Origin of the sequence: Bradyrhizobium sp. JR4.3, from assembly GCF_040547695.1 — a bacterium.
Lineage (GTDB): Bacteria > Pseudomonadota > Alphaproteobacteria > Rhizobiales > Xanthobacteraceae > Bradyrhizobium > Bradyrhizobium canariense.
Map to the genome: position 1 here is coordinate 1 of NZ_JBEPQF010000004.1, position 25581 is coordinate 25581.

The 25581-nt window shown below is 63.7% G+C and carries 28 protein-coding genes; 16 read left to right on the top strand and 12 right to left on the bottom strand.

Annotated features, from left to right (window positions below):
- The 6 genes from ABIB91_RS08550 to ABIB91_RS08575 form a co-directional block, all read left to right on the top strand.
- The coding region (locus ABIB91_RS08550; RefSeq protein ID WP_354160523.1) for an NAD(P)(+) transhydrogenase (Re/Si-specific) subunit beta at positions 1-94 on the top strand (94 nt) is incomplete at its 5' end.
- 157 nt (positions 95-251) lie between these two features.
- The gene (locus ABIB91_RS08555) at positions 252-1049 is read left to right on the top strand and encodes an alpha/beta hydrolase (protein ID WP_007596276.1); all 798 of its coding nucleotides are present in this window, start codon (positions 252-254) and stop codon (positions 1047-1049) included.
- Positions 1003-2484: a sodium:proton antiporter gene (locus tag ABIB91_RS08560; protein WP_354160010.1), complete on the top strand. Its 1482-nt coding sequence runs from the start codon at positions 1003-1005 to the stop codon at positions 2482-2484. The genes ABIB91_RS08555 and ABIB91_RS08560 overlap by 47 nt, the downstream gene beginning before the upstream one ends.
- 70 nt (positions 2485-2554) lie before the next feature.
- Positions 2555-3652, top strand: coding sequence for a calcium:cation antiporter (locus ABIB91_RS08565; protein WP_354160012.1), 1098 nt, complete (start codon positions 2555-2557; stop codon positions 3650-3652).
- Between the two features lie 34 nt (positions 3653-3686).
- Positions 3687-3971, top strand: coding sequence for a cupin domain-containing protein (locus ABIB91_RS08570; RefSeq protein WP_007596270.1), 285 nt, complete (start codon positions 3687-3689; stop codon positions 3969-3971).
- 92 nt (positions 3972-4063) lie between these two features.
- The gene (locus tag ABIB91_RS08575) at positions 4064-4996 is read left to right on the top strand and encodes a hypothetical protein (RefSeq protein WP_354160014.1); all 933 of its coding nucleotides are present in this window, start codon (positions 4064-4066) and stop codon (positions 4994-4996) included.
- A gap of 28 nt (positions 4997-5024) precedes the next feature.
- Here the strand turns inward: ABIB91_RS08575 and ABIB91_RS08580 are convergent, their stop codons facing one another.
- Both ABIB91_RS08580 and rpsU read right to left on the bottom strand, forming a co-directional pair.
- Positions 5025-5675, bottom strand: a complete 651-nt coding sequence (locus tag ABIB91_RS08580; RefSeq protein ID WP_007596267.1) for a tetratricopeptide repeat protein — start codon at positions 5673-5675, stop codon at positions 5025-5027.
- A gap of 125 nt (positions 5676-5800) precedes the next feature.
- Positions 5801-6109: a 30S ribosomal protein S21 gene (gene rpsU / locus ABIB91_RS08585; protein ID WP_007596265.1), complete on the bottom strand. Its 309-nt coding sequence runs from the start codon at positions 6107-6109 to the stop codon at positions 5801-5803.
- 260 nt (positions 6110-6369) lie between these two features.
- Between rpsU and aqpZ the strand changes: the two genes are divergently transcribed.
- Entirely contained in the window at positions 6370-7092 is a 723-nt protein-coding gene (gene aqpZ, locus ABIB91_RS08590) for an aquaporin Z (RefSeq protein WP_007596263.1), read from the top strand.
- A 36-nt stretch (positions 7093-7128) separates the two neighbouring features.
- On the opposite strand, the gene ABIB91_RS08595 is transcribed toward aqpZ, so the two are convergent.
- Positions 7129-8235, bottom strand: a complete 1107-nt coding sequence (locus ABIB91_RS08595; protein WP_219681688.1) for a 5-(carboxyamino)imidazole ribonucleotide synthase — start codon at positions 8233-8235, stop codon at positions 7129-7131.
- On the bottom strand, positions 8232-8720 hold the full coding sequence (purE, locus tag ABIB91_RS08600) for a 5-(carboxyamino)imidazole ribonucleotide mutase (RefSeq protein ID WP_354160017.1): 489 nt from the start codon (positions 8718-8720) through the stop codon (positions 8232-8234). Before purE ends, ABIB91_RS08595 begins: the two co-directional genes overlap by 4 nt.
- A gap of 141 nt (positions 8721-8861) precedes the next feature.
- On the opposite strand from purE, the gene ABIB91_RS08605 reads away from it, so the two are divergent.
- Positions 8862-9599, top strand: a complete 738-nt coding sequence (locus ABIB91_RS08605) for a GGDEF domain-containing protein (protein WP_354160019.1) — start codon at positions 8862-8864, stop codon at positions 9597-9599.
- Here ABIB91_RS08605 and ABIB91_RS08610 read toward each other — a convergent pair whose 3' ends face one another.
- From ABIB91_RS08610 to ABIB91_RS08620, 3 genes are all read right to left on the bottom strand, one after another.
- The gene (locus ABIB91_RS08610; protein WP_007596257.1) at positions 9600-9851 is read right to left on the bottom strand and encodes a hypothetical protein; all 252 of its coding nucleotides are present in this window, start codon (positions 9849-9851) and stop codon (positions 9600-9602) included. It lies immediately after the preceding gene.
- Between the two features lie 23 nt (positions 9852-9874).
- Positions 9875-10093, bottom strand: coding sequence for a hypothetical protein (locus ABIB91_RS08615; RefSeq protein ID WP_007596256.1), 219 nt, complete (start codon positions 10091-10093; stop codon positions 9875-9877).
- Between the two features lie 119 nt (positions 10094-10212).
- On the bottom strand, positions 10213-10419 hold the full coding sequence (locus ABIB91_RS08620) for a YdcH family protein (RefSeq protein ID WP_007596255.1): 207 nt from the start codon (positions 10417-10419) through the stop codon (positions 10213-10215).
- 69 nt (positions 10420-10488) lie between these two features.
- Here ABIB91_RS08620 and ABIB91_RS08625 point away from each other — a divergent pair, with 69 nt between their 5' ends.
- Both ABIB91_RS08625 and ABIB91_RS08630 read left to right on the top strand, forming a co-directional pair.
- Complete coding sequence (locus ABIB91_RS08625; protein WP_240543946.1) at positions 10489-10635, top strand: hypothetical protein; 147 nt, start codon at positions 10489-10491, stop codon at positions 10633-10635.
- 111 nt (positions 10636-10746) lie between these two features.
- Positions 10747-10926 carry a YdcH family protein gene (locus ABIB91_RS08630; RefSeq protein ID WP_007596254.1) on the top strand — a complete coding sequence of 60 codons (180 nt, stop codon included), beginning with the start codon at positions 10747-10749 and terminating at the stop codon, positions 10924-10926.
- 168 nt (positions 10927-11094) lie between these two features.
- On the opposite strand, the gene ABIB91_RS08635 is transcribed toward ABIB91_RS08630, so the two are convergent.
- Positions 11095-12198 (bottom strand): NAD(P)/FAD-dependent oxidoreductase, encoded by a 1104-nt coding sequence (locus tag ABIB91_RS08635; RefSeq protein WP_354160022.1) that lies wholly within the window; start codon positions 12196-12198, stop codon positions 11095-11097.
- A 202-nt stretch (positions 12199-12400) separates the two neighbouring features.
- On the opposite strand from ABIB91_RS08635, the gene ABIB91_RS08640 reads away from it, so the two are divergent.
- From ABIB91_RS08640 to ABIB91_RS08665, 6 genes are all read left to right on the top strand, one after another.
- Positions 12401-15088: a sensor domain-containing protein gene (locus tag ABIB91_RS08640; RefSeq protein ID WP_354160024.1), complete on the top strand. Its 2688-nt coding sequence runs from the start codon at positions 12401-12403 to the stop codon at positions 15086-15088.
- Positions 15089-15228: 140 nt separating this feature from the next.
- Positions 15229-16689 (top strand): glycerol-3-phosphate dehydrogenase, encoded by a 1461-nt coding sequence (locus ABIB91_RS08645; RefSeq protein WP_354160026.1) that lies wholly within the window; start codon positions 15229-15231, stop codon positions 16687-16689.
- 180 nt (positions 16690-16869) lie between these two features.
- On the top strand, positions 16870-18039 hold the full coding sequence (locus tag ABIB91_RS08650) for an ABC transporter ATP-binding protein (protein WP_354160028.1): 1170 nt from the start codon (positions 16870-16872) through the stop codon (positions 18037-18039).
- On the top strand, positions 18036-18950 hold the full coding sequence (locus tag ABIB91_RS08655; RefSeq protein WP_354127181.1) for an ABC transporter permease: 915 nt from the start codon (positions 18036-18038) through the stop codon (positions 18948-18950). The genes ABIB91_RS08650 and ABIB91_RS08655 overlap by 4 nt, the downstream gene beginning before the upstream one ends.
- A 4-nt stretch (positions 18951-18954) precedes the next feature.
- Entirely contained in the window at positions 18955-19767 is an 813-nt protein-coding gene (locus tag ABIB91_RS08660; RefSeq protein WP_354160031.1) for an ABC transporter permease, read from the top strand.
- A 13-nt stretch (positions 19768-19780) separates the two neighbouring features.
- Positions 19781-20281 carry a DUF6622 family protein gene (locus ABIB91_RS08665; protein WP_354160033.1) on the top strand — a complete coding sequence of 167 codons (501 nt, stop codon included), beginning with the start codon at positions 19781-19783 and terminating at the stop codon, positions 20279-20281.
- On the opposite strand, the gene ABIB91_RS08670 is transcribed toward ABIB91_RS08665, so the two are convergent.
- From ABIB91_RS08670 to ABIB91_RS08685, 4 genes are all read right to left on the bottom strand, one after another.
- On the bottom strand, positions 20278-21129 hold the full coding sequence (locus tag ABIB91_RS08670) for a carbohydrate ABC transporter permease (RefSeq protein ID WP_007596245.1): 852 nt from the start codon (positions 21127-21129) through the stop codon (positions 20278-20280). The genes ABIB91_RS08665 and ABIB91_RS08670 overlap by 4 nt on opposite strands.
- Positions 21126-21998: a carbohydrate ABC transporter permease gene (locus ABIB91_RS08675; RefSeq protein ID WP_007596244.1), complete on the bottom strand. Its 873-nt coding sequence runs from the start codon at positions 21996-21998 to the stop codon at positions 21126-21128. The genes ABIB91_RS08670 and ABIB91_RS08675 overlap by 4 nt, the downstream gene beginning before the upstream one ends.
- Before the next feature lie 94 nt (positions 21999-22092).
- Positions 22093-23478 (bottom strand): ABC transporter substrate-binding protein, encoded by a 1386-nt coding sequence (locus ABIB91_RS08680; protein WP_354160035.1) that lies wholly within the window; start codon positions 23476-23478, stop codon positions 22093-22095.
- Between the two features lie 185 nt (positions 23479-23663).
- A complete protein-coding gene (locus tag ABIB91_RS08685; RefSeq protein WP_354160037.1) occupies positions 23664-25580 on the bottom strand; it encodes a WG repeat-containing protein in 1917 nt (638 codons plus the stop codon).
- Between the last annotated feature and the right edge of the window lies 1 nt (position 25581).

Sequence of the window (25581 nt, forward strand, 5' to 3'; positions counted from 1 at the left end):
CGGCATCGACAATCCGCTGTTCTATCGCGACAACACCATGATGCTGCTCGGCGACGCCAAGAAGGTCACCGAGAACATCGTCAAGGCGATGTAGCGCGGAGGCAAGCGGGCCATTGCCAAAGCGACGCGCGAGCAGCGCGTCGTATGGCACACCGCTCACTGGGCGGCGTGCGGCCGGCGCGCCTCCCGCGAGGTCATGAAATTGCTGCGGAGCCGGTGCAAAGCCCTGACGGGGGCCGGGCCGTGTCATCATGACCATCGTCAAGTGGATCGCCATCCTGCTCGTGACCGTCTATTGCGCCGGTCTCCTCGTGCTGTATGTCAGGCAGCGCGAGATGCTGTTTCCGATCCCGCCCGTCGGTCGAACCGCGCCGGATGCCGCAGGCCTCCCTGAGGCCGAAGAGCACGTCCTGACCACCTCTGATGGCGAGAAGGTCATCGTCTGGCACGTGCCGGCGAGGCCCGGCCGCCCCGTGATCCTGTATTTCCCAGGCAATGGCGATTATCTCGCCGGTCGCGTCAGCCGTTTCAAGGCCATGACGGCGGACGGCACCGGCCTCGTCGCGCTGTCCTATCGCGGCTATGCCGGCTCGAGCGGGGCGCCGAGCGAGGCGGGCCTGCTGCGCGATGCCGCGGCCGCCTACGCCTTCACCACTGCGCGCTACGCGGCGGAACGAATCGCCGCCTGGGGCTTTTCGCTCGGGACAGGCGTGGCGGTCGCGATCGCCTCGGAGCATCGTGTTGGAAAACTCATCCTGGAAGCGCCCTATACATCGACGGCCGACATTGCAGCATCATCGTTCTGGTTCGTTCCGGTGCGTCTGCTGATGCGCGATCCCTTTCATTCCGACGAGCGCATCCCGCGCGTCACTGTGCCGCTATTGGTGATGCATGGCACCAATGACCTTGCCATTTCGATCGTGTTCGGAGAGCGTCTGTTCGCGCTTGCGCATGAACCGAAGCAGTTCGTTCGCTTTGCAGGCGGTGGACACGACAATCTCGATGCGTTCGGTGCGATTGAAACGGCGAGGCGATTCATTGCTTCCTAGACGACTTGTCGTTCGGCGCGCGAGCGGGTTCATCGCCGCGATCCTCGTCGTGTTGTTGCCACAGCACGCATGGGCTGCGACCGGGCTCGACGGCGCGGCGATGGGCTGGCCCTATGCGCTTCCCTTTGCCGGCCTGCTGCTGTCGATTGCGCTCGGCCCGCTGCTATTTGCACGATTCTGGCACCATCATTACGGCAAGATCGCCGCAGCCTGGTCGCTGCTGGCACTCGCCTCGCTCGTCATCTTGGCCGGGAGCACGGCGACGCTGGCGGCGCTCGTTCACGCCATGCTCGCCGAATATCTCGGTTTTATCGTGCTGCTGTTCTCGCTCTATGTCGTGGCTGGGGGCATTCTCGTGACGGGCGACATCAAGGCGACACCGGCGGCCAACGCCGGCATCCTTGCGCTCGGCACCGTGATGGCGAGCGTCGTCGGCACCACGGGAGCGGCCATGATCCTGATCCGCCCTCTGATCCGCGCCAACCGGCCGCGGCGCTACAACGCCCATGTCGTCATCTTCTTCATCATCCTGGTCGCCAATGTCGGTGGTGCGCTGAGCCCGCTCGGCGATCCCCCGCTGTTCGTCGGCTTCCTGCACGGTGTCGACTTCTTCTGGACCACGCGGACCATCTGGCTGCAGACGGCGATCGTTGCCGGACTGCTGCTCGCGATCTTCGTCGTCATCGACGTCTGGCGCTTCCGTCGCGAACCTTTGTTCAGCGCCGCCGGCGCCGCGAAGCCGGTCCGGATCCGCGGCCTCGTCAACCTGGTGCTGATCGCAGCCATCGTCGCGAGCCTGCTGGCGTCGGCGATGTGGAAGCCCGGCATCGCCTTGGACATTCTCGGAACCAGGCTGGAGCTGGAAGACATCGCCCGCAACGCGGCGCTGCTGGCCATAGCGGCTCTGTCGGTGTGGTTGACGCCGGACGAGCACAGGCAGGCCAACGGCTTCACCTGGGAGCCGATCCGCGAGGTCGCGAAGCTGTTCGCCGGCATTTTTGTCGCGATCATCCCGGTCATCGCCATGCTCGATGCCGGCCATCACGGCGCGTTCGCCTGGCTGTTGTCGGCCGTGACGGCGCCGGACGGCACGCCGCGCGAGGTTGCCTATTTCTGGTTCACCGGTCTGATGTCGGCGTTCCTCGACAATGCGCCGACCTATCTGTTGTTCTTCGAGCTCGCCGGCGGCGACCCGCAGGTGCTGATGCACGAACTCTCGGGCACGCTCGCCTCCATTTCCATGGGCGCAGTCTACATGGGCGCGCTCACCTATATCGGCAATGCGCCGAATTTCATGGTGAGCAGCATCGCCAGCGAGAACGGCATCAAGATGCCGAGCTTCTTCGGTTATTTCGTGCGCGCCAGCGCGGTGCTGATCCCGCTATTCGTGCTGCTGACGCTGCTGCCGTTCGCTCCGATCCTGCGCTGGCATTGAATCCGCCACCCGATTTGCTACTGCTCGCCCAAGATGCGATGAATTTGCGCGAAGCAATTGGAGCCGGTGGATGAGCGCGCACAATCCGATGCCTCGGTCGGCCTGGATCTTTCCGGCGCTGGCCGTGCTGCTGTTCGCGGCCGTCAGCGCGACGGACTACGTGTTCACGCTGTCGTTCGGCGGGCTCGTCTTCGCCCTCGTGCTCCTCGTCATCCTGTTCGGCACGGTGTTTGCCGCGGTCCATCATGCCGAAGTGATCGCCGAGCGGGTCGGCGAACCCTACGGCACGCTGGTGCTGACACTCGCGGTGACCATCATCGAGGTGGCGCTGATCACCACGATCATGCTGGGCGACAAGCCGGCCCCGGAACTGGCGCGCGACACCGTGTTCGCCGTGGTCATGATCGTCTGCAATGGCCTCGTCGGGCTCTGCATCTTCATCGGCGGCCTGCGCTATCGCGAGCAGGGTTTTCAGCTCTCCGGCGCCAACGTTTATCTCAGCGTGCTGTTCGCGCTCGCGACCATCACCCTGATCATGCCGAACTACACGACCACCACGCCGGGCCCCGTCTATTCGGCGGCTCAACTCGGCTTCGTCGACGTGGTCACACTCGCGCTGTATGGGGTGTTTCTCTACACCCAGACCGTGCTGCACAAGGATTACTTCGTTCACGACCGGGCGGGCGGCGGGAGCGGGGAGGCGCATCTGTCGGGGAGGACCTTGGCGCTCAGCGTCGTGCTGCTGCTGATTGCGCTGCTGGCGGTCGTGCTGCTGGCCAAGAAATTCTCGCTGGTGGTCGATGCGGTCGCGGCCAGGATCGGCGCGCCGCCTGCCTTTGCCGGACTTCTGGTCGCGCTCCTGATCCTGCTGCCGGAAGGCGTCGCAGCCGTCTCGGCGGCTCGCAAAAACGACCTTCAGAAGAGCATCAACCTCGCGCTCGGCTCGTCGCTCGCCACCATCGGGCTGACCATCCCGGCCGTCGGTGTCGCCACCTATGCACTCGACAAGGAGCTCACGCTCGGCCTCAGCGGCCAGGGCAGCGTGCTTTTGCTCCTGACCTTCTTTTTGAGCATGCTGACCTTCGGTACGGGCAGGACCAATGTCCTGTTCGGGCTGGTCCATATGGTGGTATTTGCCGTCTACGTGTTCATGGTTTTCGTGCCCTGAACCGGTTTTCCGGATATGCCCCAGGAGAGTTCCGATGCTTGCCGCCGAGTCCGAGGTTCAGGTCGACAATGAGCAGGTTCGGGTGACCGAGTGGCGGCTTGCGCCAAACAGCGCCACCGGGCATCACACCCACGGCATGGACTACGTCATTGTTCCCGTGGTCGCAGGGGAAATGACCATCGTGGCACCCAATGGCGAGCGGTCCAAGGCGCAGCTTGCGGCCGGAAAATCCTATTTTCGCAAGGCCGGCGTCCAGCACGATGTGCTTAACGAAACCGCAACCGAGATCGTGTTCCTTGAGGTTGAGCTGAAGTCGTAAATCCGGCGTACCCCTTTGCCATTGATCCGTCGCAGTTGATCCCTCACTATGCCTCAAAGTTCCCGCATCAGATCGCGCGGGGAGTGGCCGGAATGCTGAAATACATCGCTAAAATCTCGATGGACATCTTCCCCTCGGTGCTCGCAACGATCATCGGGGCATACATCGTTAATCATTACATCAACGCGAAGCCGGCGGCGGATGCACCCGCGGCCGTGATGGCGCCTGCCGACGCTGGCAAGAACGGCAAGCCCGCCGATCTGGCCAACCTGCCCGCGCCGGGCGTCAAGGCCAAGGGCATTTCCGAGAAGAAGGTGGCGGACAAGCCGGCGACCGAGAAGGCTGGCGATCAGCCCGCCGCGGAGCCAAAGACTTCTACGGTGGACGTCGCACCGGCCGAGGCCGCCCCGCGCGGCAAGCCGTCCGCGCGCGAGAAGGCAGTCGCCAAGTCCACCCCGGCCGTCAGTGCACCCGTTCCCGCCACCCCGGTGGTGGAGGCCAATTCGGCGCCGGCTGCTGCCGCACCGACCGCAACCCCCGACGCCAACGATCTCGTGCGCGCCGCGATCGAGCGCCTGCGCAAGTCGCCTGAGGGTAAAGCCGTTGAGGCCAAGTCGGTTGAGACCAAGTCTTCGGAAGCCAAGGCGCCCGAGAAGACTCAGGAGCCTGCGGTGCGCGAAGCCGCCCGCAGCCCGGAGGCTCCGCGTATCATCCCCTTGGATCAGTCAACGGTGCGTCCGTTGCCGCCGCCGATCACGGTCTCGACGCCCGCAGCCGAGGCCTATGGCGATGGCGGCTCGTCGCAGGCGAACCCGCCCTACACGGCCTCGGTCGGCAACGAGAACCCGAATCGGCTGACGCCGCCGGCTGACATTCCTGTCCCGATGATCGCGCCCCCGCTCGATCTGCGCGCCGATGCCGGCGCGTCCATGCCGCGGCCGAAGACCAATGTCGCCGACGACATGCTGTCGGGCGTCAAGTCCATGTTCCACTCCGTTCTGCCGAAGGGCGTCACCCCGGATTAAGACGGCGCCTGCGGCTTCGCCAGAATCGTCAGCCGCCGACGCGGGCGAGGCCGCTGCGGGCGGCATCGTCGCGTGGACGAAGCGAGACCGCCTTGGTGTAGGACGCCGCCGCCTTGGTCCTGTCGCCCAGCCGTTCATAGGCCTGGCCGCGTATGGTCCAAACTTGGGCATTGTGGGGATCGGCCTCGGAAGCCTCATCCAGATCGGCCGCGGCCTCCTTGGCCTTGCCGAGGGCGAGATAACTGTTGGCGCGGCCGAGCAGCGGCTCGACCTTCTGCGGGTTAAGGCCGCTCGCCGCGCTGAAATCGGCGATCGCGAAATCGTGCTGGTTCTTGCCCTGGTAGATCAGGGCGCGGCCATAGAGCGCCTGCGCATTGTAGGGATCGAGTCCGACCGCGTGATTGAATTCATCGAGCGCGGCCGCCGTCTCGCCGGACTTTGCCAAGGCTTGGGCCTTTGCCGTATGGGCCTGGGCTTCGCTGACATTGCCGGCGCTGACCACATTCTCGGCGGTCGTGGCCGCCTTGGGTGCCTCCTGCGGCTTTTCCTTCTCCGGCGTCAGCGATCCCAGGTCGAAGGAGCAGCCGCACAGCGAAATCCCCATCAAGGCCAGCGCAAATGGCTGCAGCAAGATCTGGCGTAACCGCGCCAAGCCGCGCTTGGGGAAAGGGGAGGCCATCTACGGTTCGCTCGCGCTAGTGCCGCATCGGGAGTGCCCCATCCCAGGAAGGCACCGCTCACAAAACAATAACGCGGGCCAGGGGCCCGCGTCATCGAAAACTGAAATCTCTCAAGTCCGGTAAATCAGCGCGGTCCGCGCGGACCGGCACTTGCGCCAGCACCCGGGCCGCCGCGACCGCCACGATCACCGCCAGGGCCAGCGCCGAACACCGGCTTCGGCTTCATCGGCAGCAGGCCTTCGCGCTGCAGCTTCTTGCGGGCCAGCTTGCGTGCGCGACGCACGGCTTCGGCCTTTTCGCGGGCCTTCTTCTCGGAGGGCTTTTCGTAGTGACCGCGGAGCTTCATCTCGCGGAAAATACCCTCGCGCTGCATCTTCTTCTTCAGCGCCTTGAGGGCTTGATCGACATTGTTATCGCGGACGAGAACCTGCACGCGGCATCCTCTTCAGTGGATCGGATTTGAATTCTGGTAAGTCAAAGGGGATGGCGAAACGCACAAGCCCTTAACCTTGAGGGCGCGGATGTATCAGACAAAACCTGGGATGTCCACCGGCCAAGCGGGTTTTCGGGCCAAGTTCAGCCATTAAATGAGGCAAAATACCTCTGTGCGGCCCTGATTTGGGAGATTTGACGCCAAGGGTGGGGCCGTTTCCGGAGCTTTGTTCCGGAATCTTTGAAAGCAGGGGACGACACATGGATATGAAGAAATACGCGGCCGAAGCTATCGGCACCTTTTGGCTCACATTCGCAGGTTGCGGAAGTGCTGTGATCGCAGCCGGCTTTCCGCAGGTCGGCATCGGTCTGGTCGGTGTCTCCCTCGCATTCGGGCTGAGCGTGGTCACCATGGCCTATGCGATCGGCCACATCTCCGGCTGCCATCTCAATCCGGCCGTCACTGTCGGCCTTGCTGCCGGCGGACGTTTTCCGGCCGGACAGATCCTGCCTTATGTGATCGCGCAGGTGGCCGGCGCGATCGTGGCCGCGTGGCTTCTCTACGTCATCGCAAGCGGAGCGCCCGGCTTCGACGTCAGTAAAGGGTTCGCGTCCAACGGCTACGACGCCCATTCTCCCGGCCAGTACAGCATGATCGTGTGCTTCCTCACCGAGGTGGTGATGACCATGATGTTCCTGTTCATCATCATGGGCGCCACCCACGGCCGCGCGCCCGTGGGCTTTGCGCCGCTGGCGATCGGGCTCGCGCTGGTGATGATCCATCTCGTCAGCATCCCCGTCACCAACACCTCGGTGAACCCGGCGCGCAGCACGGGCCCCGCATTGTTCGTCGGCGGCTGGGCGCTGTCGCAGCTCTGGTTGTTCTGGGTTGCGCCACTGATCGGCGGCGCGCTGGGCGGAGTGATCTATCGCTGGCTCAGCGACGAACCCACCGGCGTCGTCGCGGGCGCAAAGACGGCGTAATCGCAAAGCGGGATCGCGGCATACGCCGCGGTCCCGTTACTTGCCGGTCGTGGGTCGCACTTCGGTGACGTGGCCCATCTTGCGGCCGGGACGCGGCGCGCCCTTGCCGTAAATGTGCACGGTCGCGCCCGGCACGCTCAGCCAGTTCTCATACTCGTTGATCTCGTCGCCGATCAGATTGGTCATGGTGACGACTTCGCCGTGGCGCACGGGCTTGCCGAGAGGCCAGCCGGCAATGGCGCGAATGTGCTGCTCGAACTGCGAGACGGACGCACCGTCGAGCGTCCAGTGTCCGGAATTGTGCACGCGCGGAGCGATCTCGTTGACCAGCACCTTGGGTCCGGTGCCGTTGGCGAGCACGAACATCTCGACGGCAAGCACGCCGACATAATCGAGCGCGCCCGCGATCTTGCCGGCGATGCTGCGCGCTTCCTCGGCGAGCACATCCGGGATCCGCGCGGGCGCACGGGAGATCTTCAGGATGTGGTCGCGGTGCTCGTTTTCGGTGACGTCGAAACACTCGACCTGGCCTGTGGCCGAGCGGGCGGCGATCACGGAAATCTCACGCTCGTACGGCACGAAGGCTTCCAGGATGGCCGATTTGGTGGCGAGACTGGTCCACACTTTCGCGATGTCGTCGCCCTCGCGGATGATGGCCTGGCCCTTGCCGTCATAGCCGAAGCGACGGGTCTTCAGCACTGCCGGAAGGCCGATCCTGGCGATCGCCTCGCGCAATGACGGGACCGAGGTGACGTCGGCATAGGCCGCGGTGCCGATGCCGAGCCGGGTCACGAAATCCTTTTCGGCGAGTCGGTCCTGGGTGGTCTCGAGAATCTTGCGGTTGGGCAGCACCGGGCGGCGCGCATCCAGCACCATCGCGGCCGCGGACGGCACGTTCTCGAATTCGTAGGTGATGACGTCGACGTCGTTGGCGAACAGCTCGAGTGCTTCGACATCGGCATATTCGGCGCAGGTCGCATTCAGGACGACGTCGAAGGCCGGTGAGTCCGGATCCGGCGAGAACACCTGGCAGCGCAGGCCGAGCCGTGCCGCCGCCATAGCCAGCATCCGCCCCAATTGTCCGCCGCCGAGAATGCCAATGGTGTCGCCGGGCTTCAGCTTCACCTGCTTTGCGTCAGTCACGCCTTGTCCTCCGGGCGCTCGGCCACGGCCTCGGTCTGCGCCTTGCGCCAGGCGGCGAGGCGGTCGGACAAGGCCGGGTCGGACAAGGCCAGCACGGCAGCCGCCAGCAGCGCCGCATTGATGGCGCCGGCCTTGCCGATCGCGAGGGTGCCGACCGGGATGCCCGCGGGCATCTGAACGATCGAATAGAGCGAATCGATGCCTTTGAGTGTCCTCGATTCGACGGGAACGCCGAACACGGGCAGTTCCGTCAGCGCCGCCGCCATGCCGGGCAGGTGGGCTGCGCCGCCCGCGCCGGCGATGATGACCTTGTAACCGGCCGTCTTGGCGCCTTTGGCGAACGTAAACAGCCGGTCGGGGGTGCGGTGGGCCGAAACGATACGGGTATCGGCGGCAACGCCGAGCCCTGCGAGCGTGTCGGCGGCATGCCGCATCGTGTCCCAGTCCGACTGGCTTCCCATGATGATGGCGATCGGCGCGGTCATGACGTGAATTGTGCTCGAAAAACAGGAAGATAGGCCAGATTAGCGGTTCCGGCCGGTGGCTCGCAAGGCGGTGGCAAGGAGAAGGGAATGCACTATCCTGTCTTGGTGAATCCCCGCAAGCCTTCATTGAGCAGGATGCCCATGAAGAAACCAAAAAGGGCGAGCGCTGCGAAGGCCAAAAAGGGCCCGAAAACCAGCGCCGCTCGCTCCAAAGTTGCTCTTAAGCGTCCGGTCAAGCGTCCGACCAGACCGTCGCGACGCGGAGCGTCTGCCGATGACGGCGCCAAAGCGGTCATCAAGACGGCCATCAACGCGACCATCCGTGACCTCCGGAGCAAGCTGAAGGGGGCGCTGCGGCGGGTCGCGGAGCTCGAGGCGGCCGCCGACACCGACTTCCTGCTCGAAATTCCGAACCGGCGCGGCTTCGAACGCGAGCTCGGACGCGCCGTCGCCTACATGAAGCGCTACCGCGCCAGCGGCGCTCTGATCGTGCTCGACGTCGATCGGCTGAAGCCGATCAACGATTCCTTCGGCCATGCGGCCGGCGACGAGGTGCTGAAGGCGATTGCCACCACGCTGACGCGGCAGATCCGCGCCTCCGACGTGGTCGGCCGGCTCGGCGGCGACGAGTTCGCGCTGCTGCTCTGGAATCTCAGCGAGACCGACGCCAAGGCGAAGGCCGCGGCCTTCGAGCAGGCCGTCGACGACTTGTCCTTTGTCTTTCGCGGCCAGCACGTGAGCGCGGGCGCTTCCGCCGGCGTGGCCCTGCTCGGGGTACAGTCCGACGCCGCGCGCGCCCTGGAAGAGGCCGATGCCGCGATGTATGTGCGCAAGGCGCACCGGCGGCACGAGCCGCGCATCAGGCTCGTCAGCAGCTAGTTAAAGCGTGCCGAGGTCTTTCGGTACGTTGCCGAAGCTGCGGAGCAGTTTGGCGTCACCGAATTCGCCGGTCATGGGATCACCGCTGCGGCTGAATGCGACGGCGCCGGTGTGGCCGGCGCCGTGCGACATAACCTCGGCGCGCCGTAACGCGGCCGCCGCGGTCTGGCATTCCTCGGCCGCACCTGCGACCGGCGATCCGTCCTCGTCGGTCAGGAAAGGTAATGCAACGTAATAGGTGACATCGGACATGGTCGGCTCCGATAGCTGACAGCTCAGGCTGCGCTGCTCTTGCTCCGCATCTTGCTGCGTGAGGTCTCCGGAATGCAGCCGGCGGAAATGGCCGCCTGCAATTCCTCCAGCTCGGCCTCCAGATATTCATTGGCCATGATCAGCGCCTTGATGGTGCTGCGCAGATTGCCGTCGCACATCGCGATCGCCTGATCGCAGGCTTGTTCATAATGGCTGTTGTCGAGAAGGGCGGTTGCCGACATCTGCGTTTTCCTTGGACGGTTTTCCTGGGGGCGTTGGCGCCCAAATGTTCTTATTTTGTTCCTTTCGAGTCAAGCGGATTCACGTGCGGCGAGCTGCCGTAAAGCTCTCCTCCTGTGGATCAGGCGATGATGTCGGGCGTGATCTGGTCTTCGATGAACGCGATACGGTCACGCAACAACAGCTTGCGTTTCTTCAACCGCTGTAACCGCAACAGGTCGGGGGCGGGCGATTGATGCAGTGCATCGATCGCCACATCGAGATCTCGGTGTTCCTGGTGCAACCGGGCGAGCTCGGATTCGAGTTCGCGCGCATCTTCATTGGTCATGTCTGCGGTGGCCGAAAAACCGATAGGCGTGAGATTAAGGCTGTGGATGCCCTGTGGAAACTATCGTCCTTGCGCGCCGTGATCGCAAGCGATCTCGGGCTGTCGCGCGCCGATCTCCCGCGAGATATTTCTGCGGTCGCTCCGGCGTTGCGCAAGCGCATTGATATCACGGATTTTTCCCGCGTGGTTCCCTTACTCACGCTTCGTTACATATGAATTTTTAAAAATGACACTGCGACGACTGATATCCATCGACAGAACGAATCGGTGATGTACACTTCCTCGTCCGGTCGAATCCAAGGTTCACCCCTACCGAGGAGGTTTCGAATGACAATTCAGGCACATCTGGTTGAATTGGAACGGAAGCATAAAACTCTCGAAAACGAATTGCACGAAGCTCTCGTGCACCTTTCAACAGACGACCTGCAAATTGTTGAGTTGAAGCGCCGGAAGTTGATGGTCAAGGACCAGATCGAGCGTCTCAGGCACGGCGACACGCTCCACTAGTAACCCCCGTAACAGCGTAGAGTTGATCGCACCCTTTCAGGCAGGGATGGGAGTCTTTGCGCTCATCCCTGCTGCAAGGCGCGCACCGTGTAAGGATTTGTGCGGCTCTAGCTTCTTGTCTGGACGCGGTTCTTTACGCGCAACTGGAATCCACTTCGCTTTAAACCACTAGACATTTGCGAGCTCGGCGACGTGATCCGCGATCGCGAGCGATGACGTCAATCCGGGCGACTCGATGCCGAACAGATTGATCAGGCCTTCGACGCCGTGATCGCGCGGGCCTTGCATCAAGAAATCCTGCGTAGCCACCGCCGGCGGCACGATCTTCGGGCGGATGCCCGAATAGCTCGGCATGAGCGCGCCGTCAGGCAGCGTCGGCCAGTATTTGCGGATCGCCGGGTAGAAGCGCTCGGCGCGTGACGGATCGACCTCATAATCGATGGTCTCGATCCACTCGACGTCAGGGCCGAAACGTGCCTGCCCGGCCATGTCCAGCGTCAGATGCACCCCTAGCCCGCCGGGCTCGGGCACCGGATAGATCAGGCGCGAGAACGGCGCCCTGGCATTGCAGCTGAAGTAGTTTCCCTTGGCGAGGTAGGCCGTCGGGATCCGTTCCAGCGGCATGCCCTCGATGTTGCGCGCCACCGTGGTCGCCGAGAGCCCGGCGGCGTTGACGAGGAGGCTGCATTGCAGCGTCATCGGCGCTTCGCCGCCCGCCTCGATTTCAATGACGCCGGCGCTGGCCTTGGCACGGATCAGCGGGGTGTGAAACGCGAAGGCCGCGCCCGCGTCCTCGGCTTCGCCGCGCAGCGAGAGCATGTAGGCGTGGCTGTCTATGATGCCAGTCGACGGCGACAGCAGCGCGGCGTCGCAGGCGAGCGCCGGCTCAAGCGCACATGCCGCATCGCCCGTGAGCAACTGCATGTCGAGCACGCCGTTGGCCTCGGCATGCGCCTTGATCGATTGCAGCTTCTCGGTCTCTTTCGGATTGGTCGCGACGATCAGCTTGCCGCTATTCCTGTGCGGGATGCCGCGCTCGGAACAGTAACGGTAGAGCGCGTGCTTGCCGTCGACGCACATGCGCGCCATCCAGCTTCCGGCGCGGTAGTAGATGCCGGCATGGATCACCTCGCTGTTGCGCGAGGAGGTGATGGTGCCGATGGCCTCGGCTTCCTCGAGCACGATCACCTCGCGCCCGGCTTGCGCCAGCTTGCGAGCCACCGCGAGCCCGATCACGCCGGCTCCGACGACGACGCAGTCGACCCTATCCATGGTAGTGCAGGACGTCCGCTCGAAGCGACGATGGCCTCACGCCTGGGGAGGGCGGCGCGGGGGCGTTTTCCGTTAACGAAGCATTTATCATGTCAGGGCAATTGCCGTATTTGATGCCACATTTTTTCGTTGCGCGTACAGGCGTTTACCCGATCCAAACCCGCGAGGCCAGACAATCCGACGTTGAAATCGCGGGTGGCTGATGGCTGAGAAGAACTGGCACGCGGGCAGCGCGCTTCCGATTGCGGTGCAGGCCGTCGTGTGCCTGGCCGCAGCGGTGACGCCTGCGCGCGCCTTTGCCCTCTCCGACAGCTTCACTCCTCCGAGCTATCTCGGCCACCTCGATCCCAACGTGATCTGGGAAGCCCTGATCGCGGGCATCGTGATCTGCTCGTTCCTCGTCGCGATCGCGCTGTGGATCCATTCCTCGTTGCGCCGGACCAAGCGTCTGCAGCTGCGGCGCAATGCCTTCGTCTCCTCCGCGATGAACAATCTCAACCAGGGCGTGGTGATGACGGATGCGCAGCGGCGCATCATCTTCTGCAACGACCGCTATATCGAGATTTACGGCCTGGCGCGGTCGGATCTCTGGGCCGACATGAACGGCTACGAACTCCTTGAGCTGCGACGCAAGCGCGGTGTGCTCGGGGGCGCCTCCAACGACGAGTTCTATGAGAAGGCGGCAAGCACCAACGGCTTGATCACCGAACTGCCGGACGGGCGGGCCATCCTGGTGAAATATTTCGTGCTGCCCAATGGCGGCTCGGTGACGACGCATCTGGACGTCAGCGAGCAGCGCAGGCTGTCGCGGCAGCTCGCCTCCACCAAGCAGTTCCTGGAAACATTGCTGGACCACGTGCCGGCCTGCGTGGCCGCGAAGAACATCGAGGATGGTCGCTACATCTTCGCCAACAGCGCTTATGAGCGGTTCTGGGGCTTCTCGCGCGACCATGTCGTCGGCAAGAACGCGCGCGAGCTGTTTGCGCCTGTCTCGGCGGACAGCATCGAGGCGACCGACCGGGCGGCACTCGATTCGCAGGACGGCCAGTTTCGCAACGAATTCGAGGTCGACCGCGCCGGTGAGCGGCGCATGGTTGCTTCGATCCGGATCGTGGTCCGCAACGAGAGCAACAAGCCCGAATTCCTGATGCTCGTGTTCGAGGACATCACCGATCGCCGCTCGCTGTCGAAGGAGCTGGAGAGCACGAAGAAGTTCCTGGAGCTCGTGGTCGACAACATCCCGGTGGCCCTGATCGTCGAGCAGGTCAAGGACGGCCGCTACCTGCTCGCCAACCGCAGCGCGGAGACGATCCTCAACCGCAGGCGCGAGGAAGCCACGGGCCTGACCGCGTCCGACATCTTCAATCCCAAGGAAGCCAAGCTGATCATTGCGCGCGACGAAGCCGCGATCAAGAAGCGCGGGATGATCACCGAAGAGCACCCGATCTCCACCAAGGACGGGCTGCGGCTGTTTCTCACCCGCCGCGCTACCGTGCTGAGCGACACCGGCGAGCCGCAATATCTGATCAAGACCCACGAGGACGTCACCGATCGCCGGCAGACCGAGTCGCGCATGGCGCACATGGCCTATCACGACGGCCTCACCGATTTGCCGAACCGCGCCGCTTTCCTGCAGGCGTTGACCCAGATGATCGAGGCCTGCGAGGGCACCGGCGAAGAGTTCGCGGTTCTGTGCGTCGATCTCGACGGCCTCAAGGAGGTCAATGACGTCTTCGGTCATGCGCACGGCGACAAGCTCCTGGTCGAGGTGGCCCAGCGGCTCCAGGACTCCGCGCGCGGCGGCGTGGTGGCGCGCCTGTCTGGCGACGAGTTCGGCCTGATCATCGACGGTAAGCAGCCGGATGCAGGTCTCGCGCTGGCGCAGCAGATCGGTGATGCCGTCGCCAAGGAATTCCAGATCGACGGCCGCCCGGTTCGCGCCGGCGTCACCACCGGCATGTCGATCTTCCCGCACAACGGCGCCGACGCCGCCTCGCTGCTCGCCAACGCCGGCGCGGCGCTGTTCCGCGCCAAGCAGAAATCGCGCGGCACGATCAGCCTGTTCCAGCCGGAGATGGACCAGCAGATCCGCGATCGCCGCGTGCTGCACCAGGATCTCTCGATGGCGATCAAGAACGGCGAGCTCTCGCTCGCCTTCCAGCCGCAGGGAGCAGCGGGCCACAGCGTCGCCGAGAGCGAGATCATCGGCTTCGAGGCGCTGGCGCGCTGGCAGCATCCGGTGCGCGGCCAGGTTTCCCCGGCCGAATTCATCCCGATCGCGGAGGAAAGCGGCCTGATCGTCGAGATGGGCGAGTGGATCCTGCGCGAGGCCTGCCGCGAGGCCGCCTCCTGGCCGACGCCGCTTCAGATCGCGGTCAACCTGTCGCCGGCGCAGTTCATGCACGGCGACGTGGTCGGGCTCGTCCATTCCATCCTGCTCGAGACGGGTCTTGCCCCCGGCCGGCTCGAGCTCGAGATCACCGAGGGCGTGCTGATCGAGGACTTCGATCGCGGCCTTGCGCTGCTGCGCCGGCTCAAGGCGCTCGGCGTGCGCATTTCCATGGACGATTTCGGCAGCGGTTATTCCTCGCTGAGCTATCTCCAGGCGTTCCCGTTCGACAAGATCAAGATCGACCGCGCCTTCATCATCAATCTCGGCCGCAACCCGCAATCGGCGGCGATCGTTCGCGCGGTGATCGATCTCGGCCATGGCCTGGAAATGTCGATCGTCGCCGAGGGCGTCGAGACGCTGGAACAACTCGCCTTCCTCGCCGCGGAAGGCTGTGACGGCGTGCAGGGCTATTTGCTCGGCAAGCCCCTGCCGATCGGAAAATATGCCGGCCTCGTCGGCCGCGCCGACGTCATGGAGCTTGCGCTCAAGACCGGTTAAAGCGTTTTCGAGCGAAGTGGCTGCCGGTTCGCGTCAAGAAAACGCGCCAAACTAGAATCCAGAGCCCCGTTCCGATTTCATCGGAACGGAAATGGCTCTAGTGAGGGTGGGCGCTTCTTTCGCTCCCATTCGACGGCTTTATGGCGGATTACGATTTTGCGATCATCGGCGGCGGCCTGAACGGTGTCAGCCTCGCGCGCGATGCCGCCGGCCGCGGCCTGCGGGTCATCCTGTTGGAGCAGGGCGATCTGGGCGGTGCGGCGTCCTCGGCAACACCGCGGCTGATCCACGGCGATCTCTCGGTCCTGGAACGGCGCGGCTTCCGACGGGTGCGCCGAGCGTTGGCCGAGCGCCGGACCTGGCTGCGGATCGCGCCGCATCTGGTTCGGCCGATGCGCTTCGTGATCCCGGCGCATTCCGACGAGCGCCCACCATGGCTGCTGCGCGTTGGCCTATTCCTCTACGACAGCCTCACCGGCCGGAGCGGCCTGCCTGCAACGGCGACCCTCGACATCACGCATCATCCGGTCGGCAACGCGCTGAAACGACCGTTCGGCACGGCCTTCGAATATTCGGACTGCGTCGTCGACGATTCCCGACTGGTGGTGCTCACGGCACTGGATGCGGCCGAGCGCGGCGCCGTGATTCGGACTGGAGCGCGCTGTGTGCGTGCCGATCGAACCGATACATGGCGGCTCGCGGTGGTCGACCGCGGCCATCGTCGCACGATCACGGCCCGGGCACTGGCTAACGCCACCGGCGGCTGGACGTCGATGGTCGCCGAGACCGTGCTGCGGCAGCCGCAACCCGCCATGGTGGCGACGCAGATGAGCCAGATCATCGTCCCGCGGTTGTTTGATTCCGATAACGTCTACGTCTTCCAGAACAGCGATGGCCGGCTGATCTTCGCGAGTCCTATCGAGCGCGATTTCACCCTGATCGGAACAGTCACGCACGATTTCACCGGCGATCCCGCGATCGTCGCGATGCCGGGGGCCGATGTCGGCTATCTCTGCGAAGCGGCGAGCCGCTATTTCCGCGAGCGCGTTGCCCCGACCGACGTGGTGCGCGCGGTCTCCGGCGTCAACCTGACGCTGGCGTCCGCGCGCGGGCGTGACGGCACGACGCTGTTCGACGCGCGGCGGCGCAAGGCGCCGCTGATCACGATGTTTGGCGGTGACGTCACCACCTCGCGCCTGCGGGCGGAGCGCGCGGTGACGAAGCTGACGCCGTTCTATCCGATGTCGCTGCCCTGGACCGCAGGCGCGGCGCTACCGGGCGGAGATTTTGCCTGGGATCGTTTCGACACCAAGGTCGATCTTGCGCGCGACCGTTGGCGCTTTCTGTCGGAGACGCAGGCCCAACGCCTCGTCGCGGCCTATGGCTCGCGGCTATCGGCTGTGCTTGCCGAGGCGAAGACCCGGGACGATCTCGGCGCCGCCTTCGGTCCCGAGCTGACGGGCGCCGAGGTGCGATATCTCATGACCCACGAATGGGCGCGTTTTCCCGAGGACATCCTGTGGCGCCGCTCCAAGCTGGGCTTGACCATGCCGGAGGCTGACCGCGATGCGCTGGCGGCGTTCATGGCGGGTGTGGGCTAGTCAGTGGTAGCCCGGATGGAGCGAAGCGCAATCCGGGAAAGTCTCACCGCTGACAGACCGTCCCGGATTACGCTGGCGCTCCATCCGGGCTACGGGGCTGTAGTGGACGCTACTCCCGAACCGGTTGAGCTGGGGACGATCGGCCGCTAGCGTGCGGCGGGATTGGGGTTGGCAGGGACCATGACTGACGAGTTGCCCAGAACAGATGCGGCTGCGGCTGCGGTTGGAGAGACGCAGTTCGCGGCCGGCGAGCCGCTGCTGCGCATCGAGGGCGTCGCCAAGACGTTCGGGACGTTCCGGGCCGTCGACGGCGTGTCGCTCGACATCAAAGCCGGCGAGTTCTTTGCACTGCTCGGGCCCAGCGGCTGCGGCAAGACCACGCTTCTGCGCATGCTCGCCGGTTTCGAAGCGCCGGATCAAGGGCGCATCCTGCTCGGCGGCAAGGACATCGCGCAGGCGCTACCGCATGAGCGGCCGATCAACATGATGTTCCAGAACTACGCGCTGTTTCCGCACCTGTCGGTGCGCGACAACATCGCCTTCGGCCTGAAGCGCGCCGGCATGGCGCGCGCCGACATCGCCACGCGCGTTGCGGAGATGGTTGCGCTTGTGAAGCTCGATGGGCTCGAGAAGCGCAAGCCCGACCAGCTCTCCGGTGGCCAGCGTCAGCGCGTGGCGTTGGCGCGCGCGCTGGCGCGGCGCCCGCAGCTGCTTCTGCTCGATGAGCCGCTCGCGGCCCTGGACAAGAAGCTGCGCGAAAACACCCAAGGCGAGCTGATGGAGCTGCAGCGCGGGCTCGGCATGACCTTCATCATCGTCACCCACGACCAGGAAGAGGCGATGACGATGGCGAGCCGGATCGGCGTGATGAGGGACGGCAAGCTCGCGCAGGTCGCCAGTCCGCGCGAACTCTACGAGGCGCCACGCTCGCGCTGGATCGCGGAGTTTGTCGGCGACGTCAACCTGTTCGACGCCGAGTCCAAATTGCGCGACGGTCATCGTCTGGTCATCGGCACGCGCGATGCGGGCGCGCTGGTGGTGGCGGAGCCGCGCGAGCCGTTCGGCGAGGGCAGATTATCGGTTGCGATTCGCCCCGAGAAGGTCAAGCTGTCGCGCCGTGGTCCGGTGCGGGAAGCCGGTCATGAAACGGCGATCAACCAGCTGGACGGCGTGATCGCCGACATCTGCTATCTCGGCGGCACCACCACTTACAAGGTGAAGCTGGACGCCGGCGGGATGCTGCAGGCTTCGGTCGCCAACAGCGCGCGCCTCGATGTCGACGCCTACAGCCTGAACCAGCCTGTCGTCGCCTGGTTCACGCCCGACGACTGCGTGGTGCTGCCGTCATGAGCGCGCGCCGCATTTTTGCGCGACCCGCTCGCCTTGCCGCGATCGCGCCCTATGTCTGGATGGTGCTGTTCTTCCTGGTGCCGTTCGGCTTCGTGCTGAAGATCAGCCTGTCGCAGACGGCGATCGCGCAGCCGCCTTACGAGCCGGTGTTCGACCTGATGGCGGGATGGGGGGCGCTGAAGGCCGCCTTTGCCGCGCTGTCGATCGACAATTTCAGGCTGCTCGTCTCCGACGATATTTACGTGTTCGCCTATGTGCGTAGCCTCACCGTCGCCGTCACCGCGACCGCGCTGTTGCTCCTGATCGGTTATCCCATCGCCTACGGCATGGCGCGGCTGCCGACGCGCTGGCAGGCCGTGGCGATGGTGCTGGTGATCGTGCCGTTCTGGACCTCGTTCCTGATCCGCATCTATGCCTGGATCAACATCCTCCAGCATGACGGCCTGCTCAACCAGATCCTGCTTGCGTTGCATCTCGTCAGCCAGCCGGTGGTGTGGCTCTCCACCGACAGCGCGATGTATATCGGCATCGTCTATTCCTACCTGCCGTTCATGATCCTGCCGCTCTATGCCACGCTCGCCAAAATGGAGCCGGTGCTGGAGGAGGCCGCCTCCGATCTCGGCGCACCGCGCTGGCAGGTGTTCTGGCTCGTCACCTTCCCGCTGTCGCTGCCCGGCGTCGGCGCCGGCGTGCTGCTGTGCTTCATCCCCATCGTCGGCGAGTTCGTCATTCCGGATCTCCTGGCCGGCTCCAATGCGCTGATGATCGGTCAGACCCTGTGGCTCGAATTCTTCACCAACAAGGACTGGCCGGTCGCCTCCGCCGCTGCCATCGTGTTGTTGGTGGTGCTGCTGGTCCCGCTGCTGCTGTACGAACGGCTGCAGAAGCGGCAGCTGGAACAGGGGCGGTGAGGCGATGCGCAAGGTCTCCCGCCTGTCCCGCTTCAACGTCGTCTCGCTCGCGCTGGGTCTGGCTTTCCTCTATCTGCCGATCCTGATCCTCGTGATCTATTCCTTCAACGCCTCGCGGCTGGTGACGGTGTGGGGTGGCTGGTCGCTGCGCTGGTATCACGAGTTCTTCAATGACCGCGCCATGATCGAGGCGGCCTGGATGAGCCTGCGCGTCGCGGTTTCGTCGGCGACCATTGCGACCCTGATCGGCACGCTCGCCGCCGTGGCGCTGTCGCGCGGCGAGCGGTTTCGCGGCCGCACCCTGTTCTCCGGCATGCTCTATGCGCCGCTGGTGATGCCGGAGGTGATCACCGGATTGTCGCTGCTGCTGCTGTTCGTGGCGCTGAACGCCGAGCGCGGCTTCTGGACGGTGACGATCGCCCACACCACGCTGACGATGTGCTTCGTCGCCGTCGTCGTGCAGTCCCGCCTCGGCTCGCTCGACCGCTCCTTGGAAGAGGCCGCGATGGACCTCGGCTGCGACCCCGTGCGGGCGTTCGTGGCCGTGACGCTGCCGCTGATTGCGCCCGCGATCGTCGCGGGCTGGATGCTCGCCTTCACGCTGTCGCTGGACGATCTCGTGATCGCGAGCTTCACCACCGGCCCGGGCTCCGCGACGCTGCCGATCCGGATCTATTCAGAGGTACGGCTGGGCGTGAAGCCCGAGATCAACGCGATCTGCACGCTGGTGATCGCCTTGATCGCGATCGTCATCGTGATCGCCTCGCTCGCCTCGAAATTGTCGAGCTCGCAGGGCGAAAGCGCGGCGCCGCTTTGAGAGGGGAGGCATTGTGATATTCACCTACCAGGTCCTCGTCCATACGCCACTCTGGGTCTGGACGTTGTTCGCCTATCTGGTCTGGCAGGGCATCAAGGCGATGCAGCCGCGCAGGACGCCGATCTGGCGCGCGCTGATCGTGCCGGCCGTGTTCATCGTCTGGGGCGTCTCACGGATCGGCTTTGGACATCAGGACGGCACATGGCCGCTGATCGCCTGGATCGCGGCGGCACTGGCGCTACTGCCGCTCGGCGTCCTGACGCCGCGTCCGTTCGATGTCGATCACACGACCGGGGAGATCATTCGTCCCGGCAGCGCGTTTGCGCTGGTCCGCAACCTCGTCGTGTTCTCTCTGCAGTACACGGTTGGCGTGATCTCGGCGATCGATGCGGGCGATCGCGCGGTGGCCTTCATCGCCGGCCGCGCCATTTCGGGCGCGACCGCCGGCTATTTCCTCGGCTCGACGGTCGCGCTTCTGATCGCATATCGCAGCAAGCGCGCGGCCGATGTTTAGGACTTCACCGCACCCGCCGTGAGCCCGCCCACCATGTAGCGGCGGAAGGCGTAGTAGATGGCGGCCGGCGGCAGCGCGTAGATGAAGCCGGTCGTCATCAACAGCTCCCACGGCGAGTCGTCGGCGGCGAGGAAGTTGCCGAGCGCGACAGGGAGGGTGATCTCGCGATCGTTTGAGAGCAGCAGGAACGCGTAGAGATATTCGTTCCAGGCGAGCAGCACCGCATAGGTGCCGATCGCGACCAGCGAGGGCATCATCAGCGGCAAGTAGACCAGGCGGAAGATCTGGAGAGTCGTCGCGCCGTCCATCACCGCGGCCTCGTCCAGCTCGACCGGCAGCTTGTCGGAGGCCTGCTTGAGCACCCAGATCGCATAAGGGCTCGCGATCGTCACCATGGCCAGGATCAGCGACCAATGATTGTTGAGCAGGCCGTAATTGCCCATGGTGCGATACATCGGCACCGCGAGGAACGCTGCCGGGATGAAATAGGTGAACAGCGCGAGGTTCATCACGATGCGCCCGCCGGGCACGCGCAACCGCGAGATCGAGAACGCAGCCGCGGTTGCGATGACGAGCGTGAGCACGCCGACGGCTGCCGCGATCACCAGCGAATTCCAGAACTGCACGTAGAAGTCCCGCAGGAAGTAATGCTGCTGCTTGAACACGATTTCGAAGTTGTGCAGCGTCGGATGATCCGGCCACAGCTTGCCCGAGAACGCGTCCTCCTTCGGCGAGATCGCGAACAGGAACATGTGATAGATCGGTATCATCGTCCAGAGCAGGACGGGAATGCCGATCAGGAGCAGCCGCGCCTCGGTCGCGACGTCACGGAGAGAGGGAAGCTTCATCGCGACAACCGTTTCATCATGAAGTACATCAGCGGCAGGACGAACGGTATCGCGCAGACGATGGAGGCCATCGCGAGCGAGAGCTGGTCGAGCCGGAGATAGCGAATGCCGAGCGTCGACAACACGTGCGTGAGGTCGGCCGGGCCGCCGCCGGTGAGCAGATAGACGCTGTTGAAGTCGCCGAGCGTCCAGATCATCGAGAGCAGCGTGCAGGTGATGTAGAGCATCTGCAGCGACGGCCAGGTGATGTAGCGGAATTTCTGCCACCAGCTGGCGCCGTCGACCTCGGCGGCCTCGAACAGATCTTGCGCGATCGCAAGCCGTCCGGTCATCAGGATCAGCGTCCAGAACGGCAGCGATTTCCAGATGTGGACGCCGATTGCCATGGTCAGCGCCACGGTCGGGTCGTTCAGCCAGTTCGGGCCGTCATCACCGGTCAAGTTGAAGATGAGGTGGTTGACCATGCCCCATTCGGGGTTGAACATGAAGCGCACCGACAGGATGGTCGGAATTGACGGCACTGCCCAGGGCAGGATGAAGACCACCGAGAGCCATTTGATCCAGGTGCGCTGCTGCGCGAAGAAGCCGGACAAAAACAGCGCGATCAGCATCTTGATGTTGATGCCGATGACCAGGAAGATCAGCGTGTTGACGGCGGCGCGCGCGAAGATCGGGTCGTTATAGAGCGCGACATAATTCGACGGGGCCCGCGCCAGCCATAGCCCGTAACAGACGGGGTAGACGACGAAGGCAAGGAAAACGAGCAAATAGGGTGCGAGCAGCACGATGCCCCAGATTTGCGTCGGGGTCAGCCGCGACGACAAGGGCGGTGCGGGGATCGACTGATCACCAGAGAGCGTAATCGCCATTCTTTTTGGACTCTTCAAAGAGTTGCCGGCCGCGAAACGCGGCCGGTACTGTTCTTATACCTTCACCCGCTGGGCGGGGCGAGGGGATGATGACTTAACCCGCGACCTGCTTGATGCGGGCGATCAGTTCGTCGACGGCCTTGTCGACCGGAACCTTCTCGCTCACCACCCGGTTCATCGCCTTGGCCCACACGTTCTCGTTGTTGAGAATCGTGAACTTCCAGTTCTTGGTGAAATCGAACGGCGCGGTGCCGCCCGTGAACTGGGCGTACACCGCCTTGCGGTGCTTGTCGGCCTGCCAGAACGGGCTGGCCTGGCTTTCCTTCGTCACCGGGAACCAGCGGCCGAGCGCGCCCTCGATATAGGGGCGAACGTTCTCTTCCTGGAGCAGGAAGCTGATGAACTGCTTGGCCTCGGCCTTGTTCTTGGCAACGCTGAAGACCAGCCCGGTCTTGACGTCGGAGCGGTAGCGGATGGTCGACCCATCCGGCGCCTTGGGGAAGGACGCCGTGATGATGTCCTGCTCATAAGCCTTCTTGCCGGCGTCGCGCTGCTCTTGCGTGAGCGCCTGGTTCTGCGAGTCCTCATACCACTTAGCCGCGATCGAGATCGTGAAGTTGTGGGTCATCACGATGGTCTTGTTGTGGAACGCGACGTTGTTGTCCGGATCCTTCCAGGTCGTGGAGGACGGTGGCGTGCAGCCCTTGATATAAGTGTCGGTGTAGTCCTTCATGGCCTTGATCAGGTTCTCGCGGACCGTGGGATCGTCGACCGTGAGCTTGCCGTCGTCGTCGACCAGCTTGACGTGGTAGGCATCCATGAAGGTGTAGAACGACTGGAAGGCGTCGGTGGATTCTACGCCCATCGGCTGGCCGACGGCGTAGATGCGCTGGCCAGTGGCTTTGCGGATTCCCGGTTGCACCTTGTCGCACCAGAACGTCCAGTACCCCGCCCAGTCGGTCGGAATGTCGCTCTGCTTGAAGCCGGCCTTCTCCAGCATGTCGTTCCAGATCTGGACGTGCATGCTCTGCTGCTTCAGCGGGAAGCCGTAATAGGCCTTCTTCTTGGTGACGTCGTTATAGAGGATCGAGGCGTCCAGCGTGTTCTGCACGAACCGGCCCTTGATCGGCTCCATGACGTCGGTGAGATCCTCGAGCTTGCCCTCGTAGGCCCACTTGCCCTGGGCCTGCACGTCATAAGAGTCGGAATAGGCGACGTCGGGCACGGTGCCGGCATCGAGCGCGGCGACCGTCTTCGGAATCATGTCCTGGATCGCGTACTGCGACAATTCGACCTTGATTCCGGTCTTGGCTTCGAACTTCTTGATCGTCTCGAGCAGCGCGTCGTCTTCGGAGCGGTAGAAGCCCTTGCCCCACCAGACCGTAATCGTCTTCTGCTGCGCAAATGCGGGTGCAGCGGCTGCAAACAGCCCGGCCGCAGCGACCGCCAGTGATACTGCGCCAATAACCTTGGATTTCACGTTTTTCTCCCTCAAACGGCCGGTGTTTTTAACCGGTCGTATAAAACACTAGCGCATGGCCGCTATCCGATCTAGCGGCTTCTTGTCAGACATAGGTCGTGGGGTGTCGGGCGAGAGGAGATGCTTAATGTGCGGCATCGATCCAATCGCCGCATCAATTCGCCCTGATCAATTCGCGTGAGGTCTCAGGGCCCGAGCTGACATGCAAATACGCCAAACTGTCTCTTTAGCGGGTCCGACGGCTGGCATTGAAGGCCTTCGATCGGCTGTCCCCTGCGATCGATCGGACACCAAGAGGCGTCGGTACTGGTCCAGTTGATGCCACGATCAAAAAACGTCGGTGCATCGAATCTCGCCTCGATCACCATTTTTCCTTCCACATTCATGAAGCCCCAATGCCCGCCCGATTGGGCCGGGACCAAGCCATCCTCGAGGCGAATGCCCATCCGTCCCTCTCGCGGTTTGATTAGCCAGGAGCCATGGGCATCAAGGATGCCGCGTTTACCCCCCTCGAATGCCATGGCCATATCAGGCCTGATGTGGCAGATGCGTTCGAAAGGCTGCTTGGTGATCCATGCACCGGTCGAGGCATCGATGATGCCGTTCCTGTCGTCCAGCCGCGCTAGAACCGAACCATTCGGCAAGCCTGGAGAGATCGCATCGAGCGTGGGTTCTATGGCCCAGGTGATGTCAGTTCTCAACAATCCGAATTTGTCCCCAAAACCGGCGACAGCAAGAGAGCCGACGAAAGGGCCGGCACGGTCAAACCGCTGTGCCGTCATCGGCATGAGATCGGCTGCCGCATAGGCAAATTTACCGCTGATCTTGAGGATATAAGGTCCGTCGCAGGTCACCGGCCTCGATAGCTCACCCTCCTGCGGCTCGATCGACTTGCCATTCTCATCAAGAATTCGCGGCTGCCTGTCGATCTCCCCGACAATGCGTCCATTGGCGCATCGCCCGACCGAAAAATCGAATAGGGGCGGGACAATGACCTTGGCGTTTTCATCGAGATAGCCATGCTTCTTCTCGTTCTGAATGTCCCACGACCATGGCGCAGTCCCCTTCAGAGATATGTTTTCGTATTGGGGCTGGACGACCCATTCGCCGGTGCGATCTACCAGGCCCCATCGGCCGTTCAGGCGGGCTGGGGTAAATTTCGCGCCGTGTACAAATTGATGGACGTTCTCGAATTTCGGCTCGATCTTGAGGCGTCCCGCGCGATCAATGAAACCCCAATGGTCATCGACCTTTGCGGGGGCCATCCCATCAACAAACGAACCAAGCTGCTGGAATTTTGGTTCGATCTCCCAGCTTCCGTCGGGACGTATCACACCCCATCCGGAATCGACCCTCGCCAGCATGAGCGCCGTGCCTTCGGTGTCAAAAGGCAGGATCGCGTTGAGAGACGGCGGAACAAGCCAGGCGCCGGAGCGGTCCACGAGGCCCCATTTGCCTGTCGCAGTGACCGCTCTGCTGTCGGCGATCGCGCCGACGAACTCGAAAATCCCATGGCTGAACTGCTCCGTGCCCGCGATGCCTCCTGACGTGGTCCGGCCCTCGGTGGCAAAGAAGACCTTCTCGGTGAAGGGAATGACGTAGCCAAACTTCGGCTCGAGCGCGGTGTTGCCGTCGAGGTCGATCAGACCGGATCGGCCGCCGACGTCGATCTGCGCAAATCCGTGCGAGAAGCGATCTGCAATCGGATATTGCGGCTTTGCGATCACATGACCGCTTGTGTCGACATAGCCATAGCGACCATTCGATCGCACCAGCGCGCGCCCTTCATGGAAGGTATCGACCCAATCGTATTCGGCCGGCACAGCAAGCGTGCCGTCGCGGTTCACCGCGCCGCAAAGCCCATCAGGAAATCCGCACGAGGGCAGTGGGAACGAAGGGGGCAGGCCGAAGCCGTTTGTGCCCCTGTTCGCACGAGCCACCGCGGCGTCGAAAATGACCTTCCCGGCAGGAAGGAGAAGAGCGGAGGGGCGATCAACAGACTCCGGTCGTGAAACGTCTTGCGCATGCGAGGCGCTCGCGACGGTGACCAGCGCGAGTGCCGCAATAACGGCGGCCACCCGGCATCTTCCAAAGCTTCCCATT

Excerpts from the sequence above, each read along its gene's own strand:
- ABIB91_RS08555 (WP_007596276.1), top strand. The coding sequence starts at position 252 with ATGACCATCGTCAAGTGGATCGCCATCCTGCTCGTGACCGTCTATTGC.
- ABIB91_RS08560 (WP_354160010.1), top strand. The coding sequence starts at position 1,003 with ATGCGTTCGGTGCGATTGAAACGGCGAGGCGATTCATTGCTTCCTAGA.
- ABIB91_RS08565 (WP_354160012.1), top strand. The coding sequence starts at position 2,555 with ATGAGCGCGCACAATCCGATGCCTCGGTCGGCCTGGATCTTTCCGGCG.
- ABIB91_RS08570 (WP_007596270.1), top strand. The coding sequence starts at position 3,687 with ATGCTTGCCGCCGAGTCCGAGGTTCAGGTCGACAATGAGCAGGTTCGG.
- ABIB91_RS08575 (WP_354160014.1), top strand. The coding sequence starts at position 4,064 with ATGCTGAAATACATCGCTAAAATCTCGATGGACATCTTCCCCTCGGTG.
- ABIB91_RS08580 (WP_007596267.1), bottom strand. The coding sequence starts at position 5,675 with ATGGCCTCCCCTTTCCCCAAGCGCGGCTTGGCGCGGTTACGCCAGATC.
- aqpZ (WP_007596263.1), top strand. The coding sequence starts at position 6,370 with ATGGATATGAAGAAATACGCGGCCGAAGCTATCGGCACCTTTTGGCTC.
- purE (WP_354160017.1), bottom strand. The coding sequence starts at position 8,720 with ATGACCGCGCCGATCGCCATCATCATGGGAAGCCAGTCGGACTGGGAC.
- ABIB91_RS08605 (WP_354160019.1), top strand. The coding sequence starts at position 8,862 with ATGAAGAAACCAAAAAGGGCGAGCGCTGCGAAGGCCAAAAAGGGCCCG.
- ABIB91_RS08610 (WP_007596257.1), bottom strand. The coding sequence starts at position 9,851 with ATGTCCGATGTCACCTATTACGTTGCATTACCTTTCCTGACCGACGAG.
- ABIB91_RS08615 (WP_007596256.1), bottom strand. The coding sequence starts at position 10,093 with ATGTCGGCAACCGCCCTTCTCGACAACAGCCATTATGAACAAGCCTGC.
- ABIB91_RS08620 (WP_007596255.1), bottom strand. The coding sequence starts at position 10,419 with ATGACCAATGAAGATGCGCGCGAACTCGAATCCGAGCTCGCCCGGTTG.
- ABIB91_RS08630 (WP_007596254.1), top strand. The coding sequence starts at position 10,747 with ATGACAATTCAGGCACATCTGGTTGAATTGGAACGGAAGCATAAAACT.
- ABIB91_RS08635 (WP_354160022.1), bottom strand. The coding sequence starts at position 12,198 with ATGGATAGGGTCGACTGCGTCGTCGTCGGAGCCGGCGTGATCGGGCTC.
- ABIB91_RS08640 (WP_354160024.1), top strand. The coding sequence starts at position 12,401 with ATGGCTGAGAAGAACTGGCACGCGGGCAGCGCGCTTCCGATTGCGGTG.
- ABIB91_RS08645 (WP_354160026.1), top strand. The coding sequence starts at position 15,229 with ATGGCGGATTACGATTTTGCGATCATCGGCGGCGGCCTGAACGGTGTC.
- ABIB91_RS08650 (WP_354160028.1), top strand. The coding sequence starts at position 16,870 with ATGACTGACGAGTTGCCCAGAACAGATGCGGCTGCGGCTGCGGTTGGA.
- ABIB91_RS08655 (WP_354127181.1), top strand. The coding sequence starts at position 18,036 with ATGAGCGCGCGCCGCATTTTTGCGCGACCCGCTCGCCTTGCCGCGATC.
- ABIB91_RS08660 (WP_354160031.1), top strand. The coding sequence starts at position 18,955 with ATGCGCAAGGTCTCCCGCCTGTCCCGCTTCAACGTCGTCTCGCTCGCG.
- ABIB91_RS08670 (WP_007596245.1), bottom strand. The coding sequence starts at position 21,129 with ATGAAGCTTCCCTCTCTCCGTGACGTCGCGACCGAGGCGCGGCTGCTC.
- ABIB91_RS08675 (WP_007596244.1), bottom strand. The coding sequence starts at position 21,998 with ATGGCGATTACGCTCTCTGGTGATCAGTCGATCCCCGCACCGCCCTTG.
- ABIB91_RS08685 (WP_354160037.1), bottom strand. The coding sequence starts at position 25,580 with ATGGGAAGCTTTGGAAGATGCCGGGTGGCCGCCGTTATTGCGGCACTC.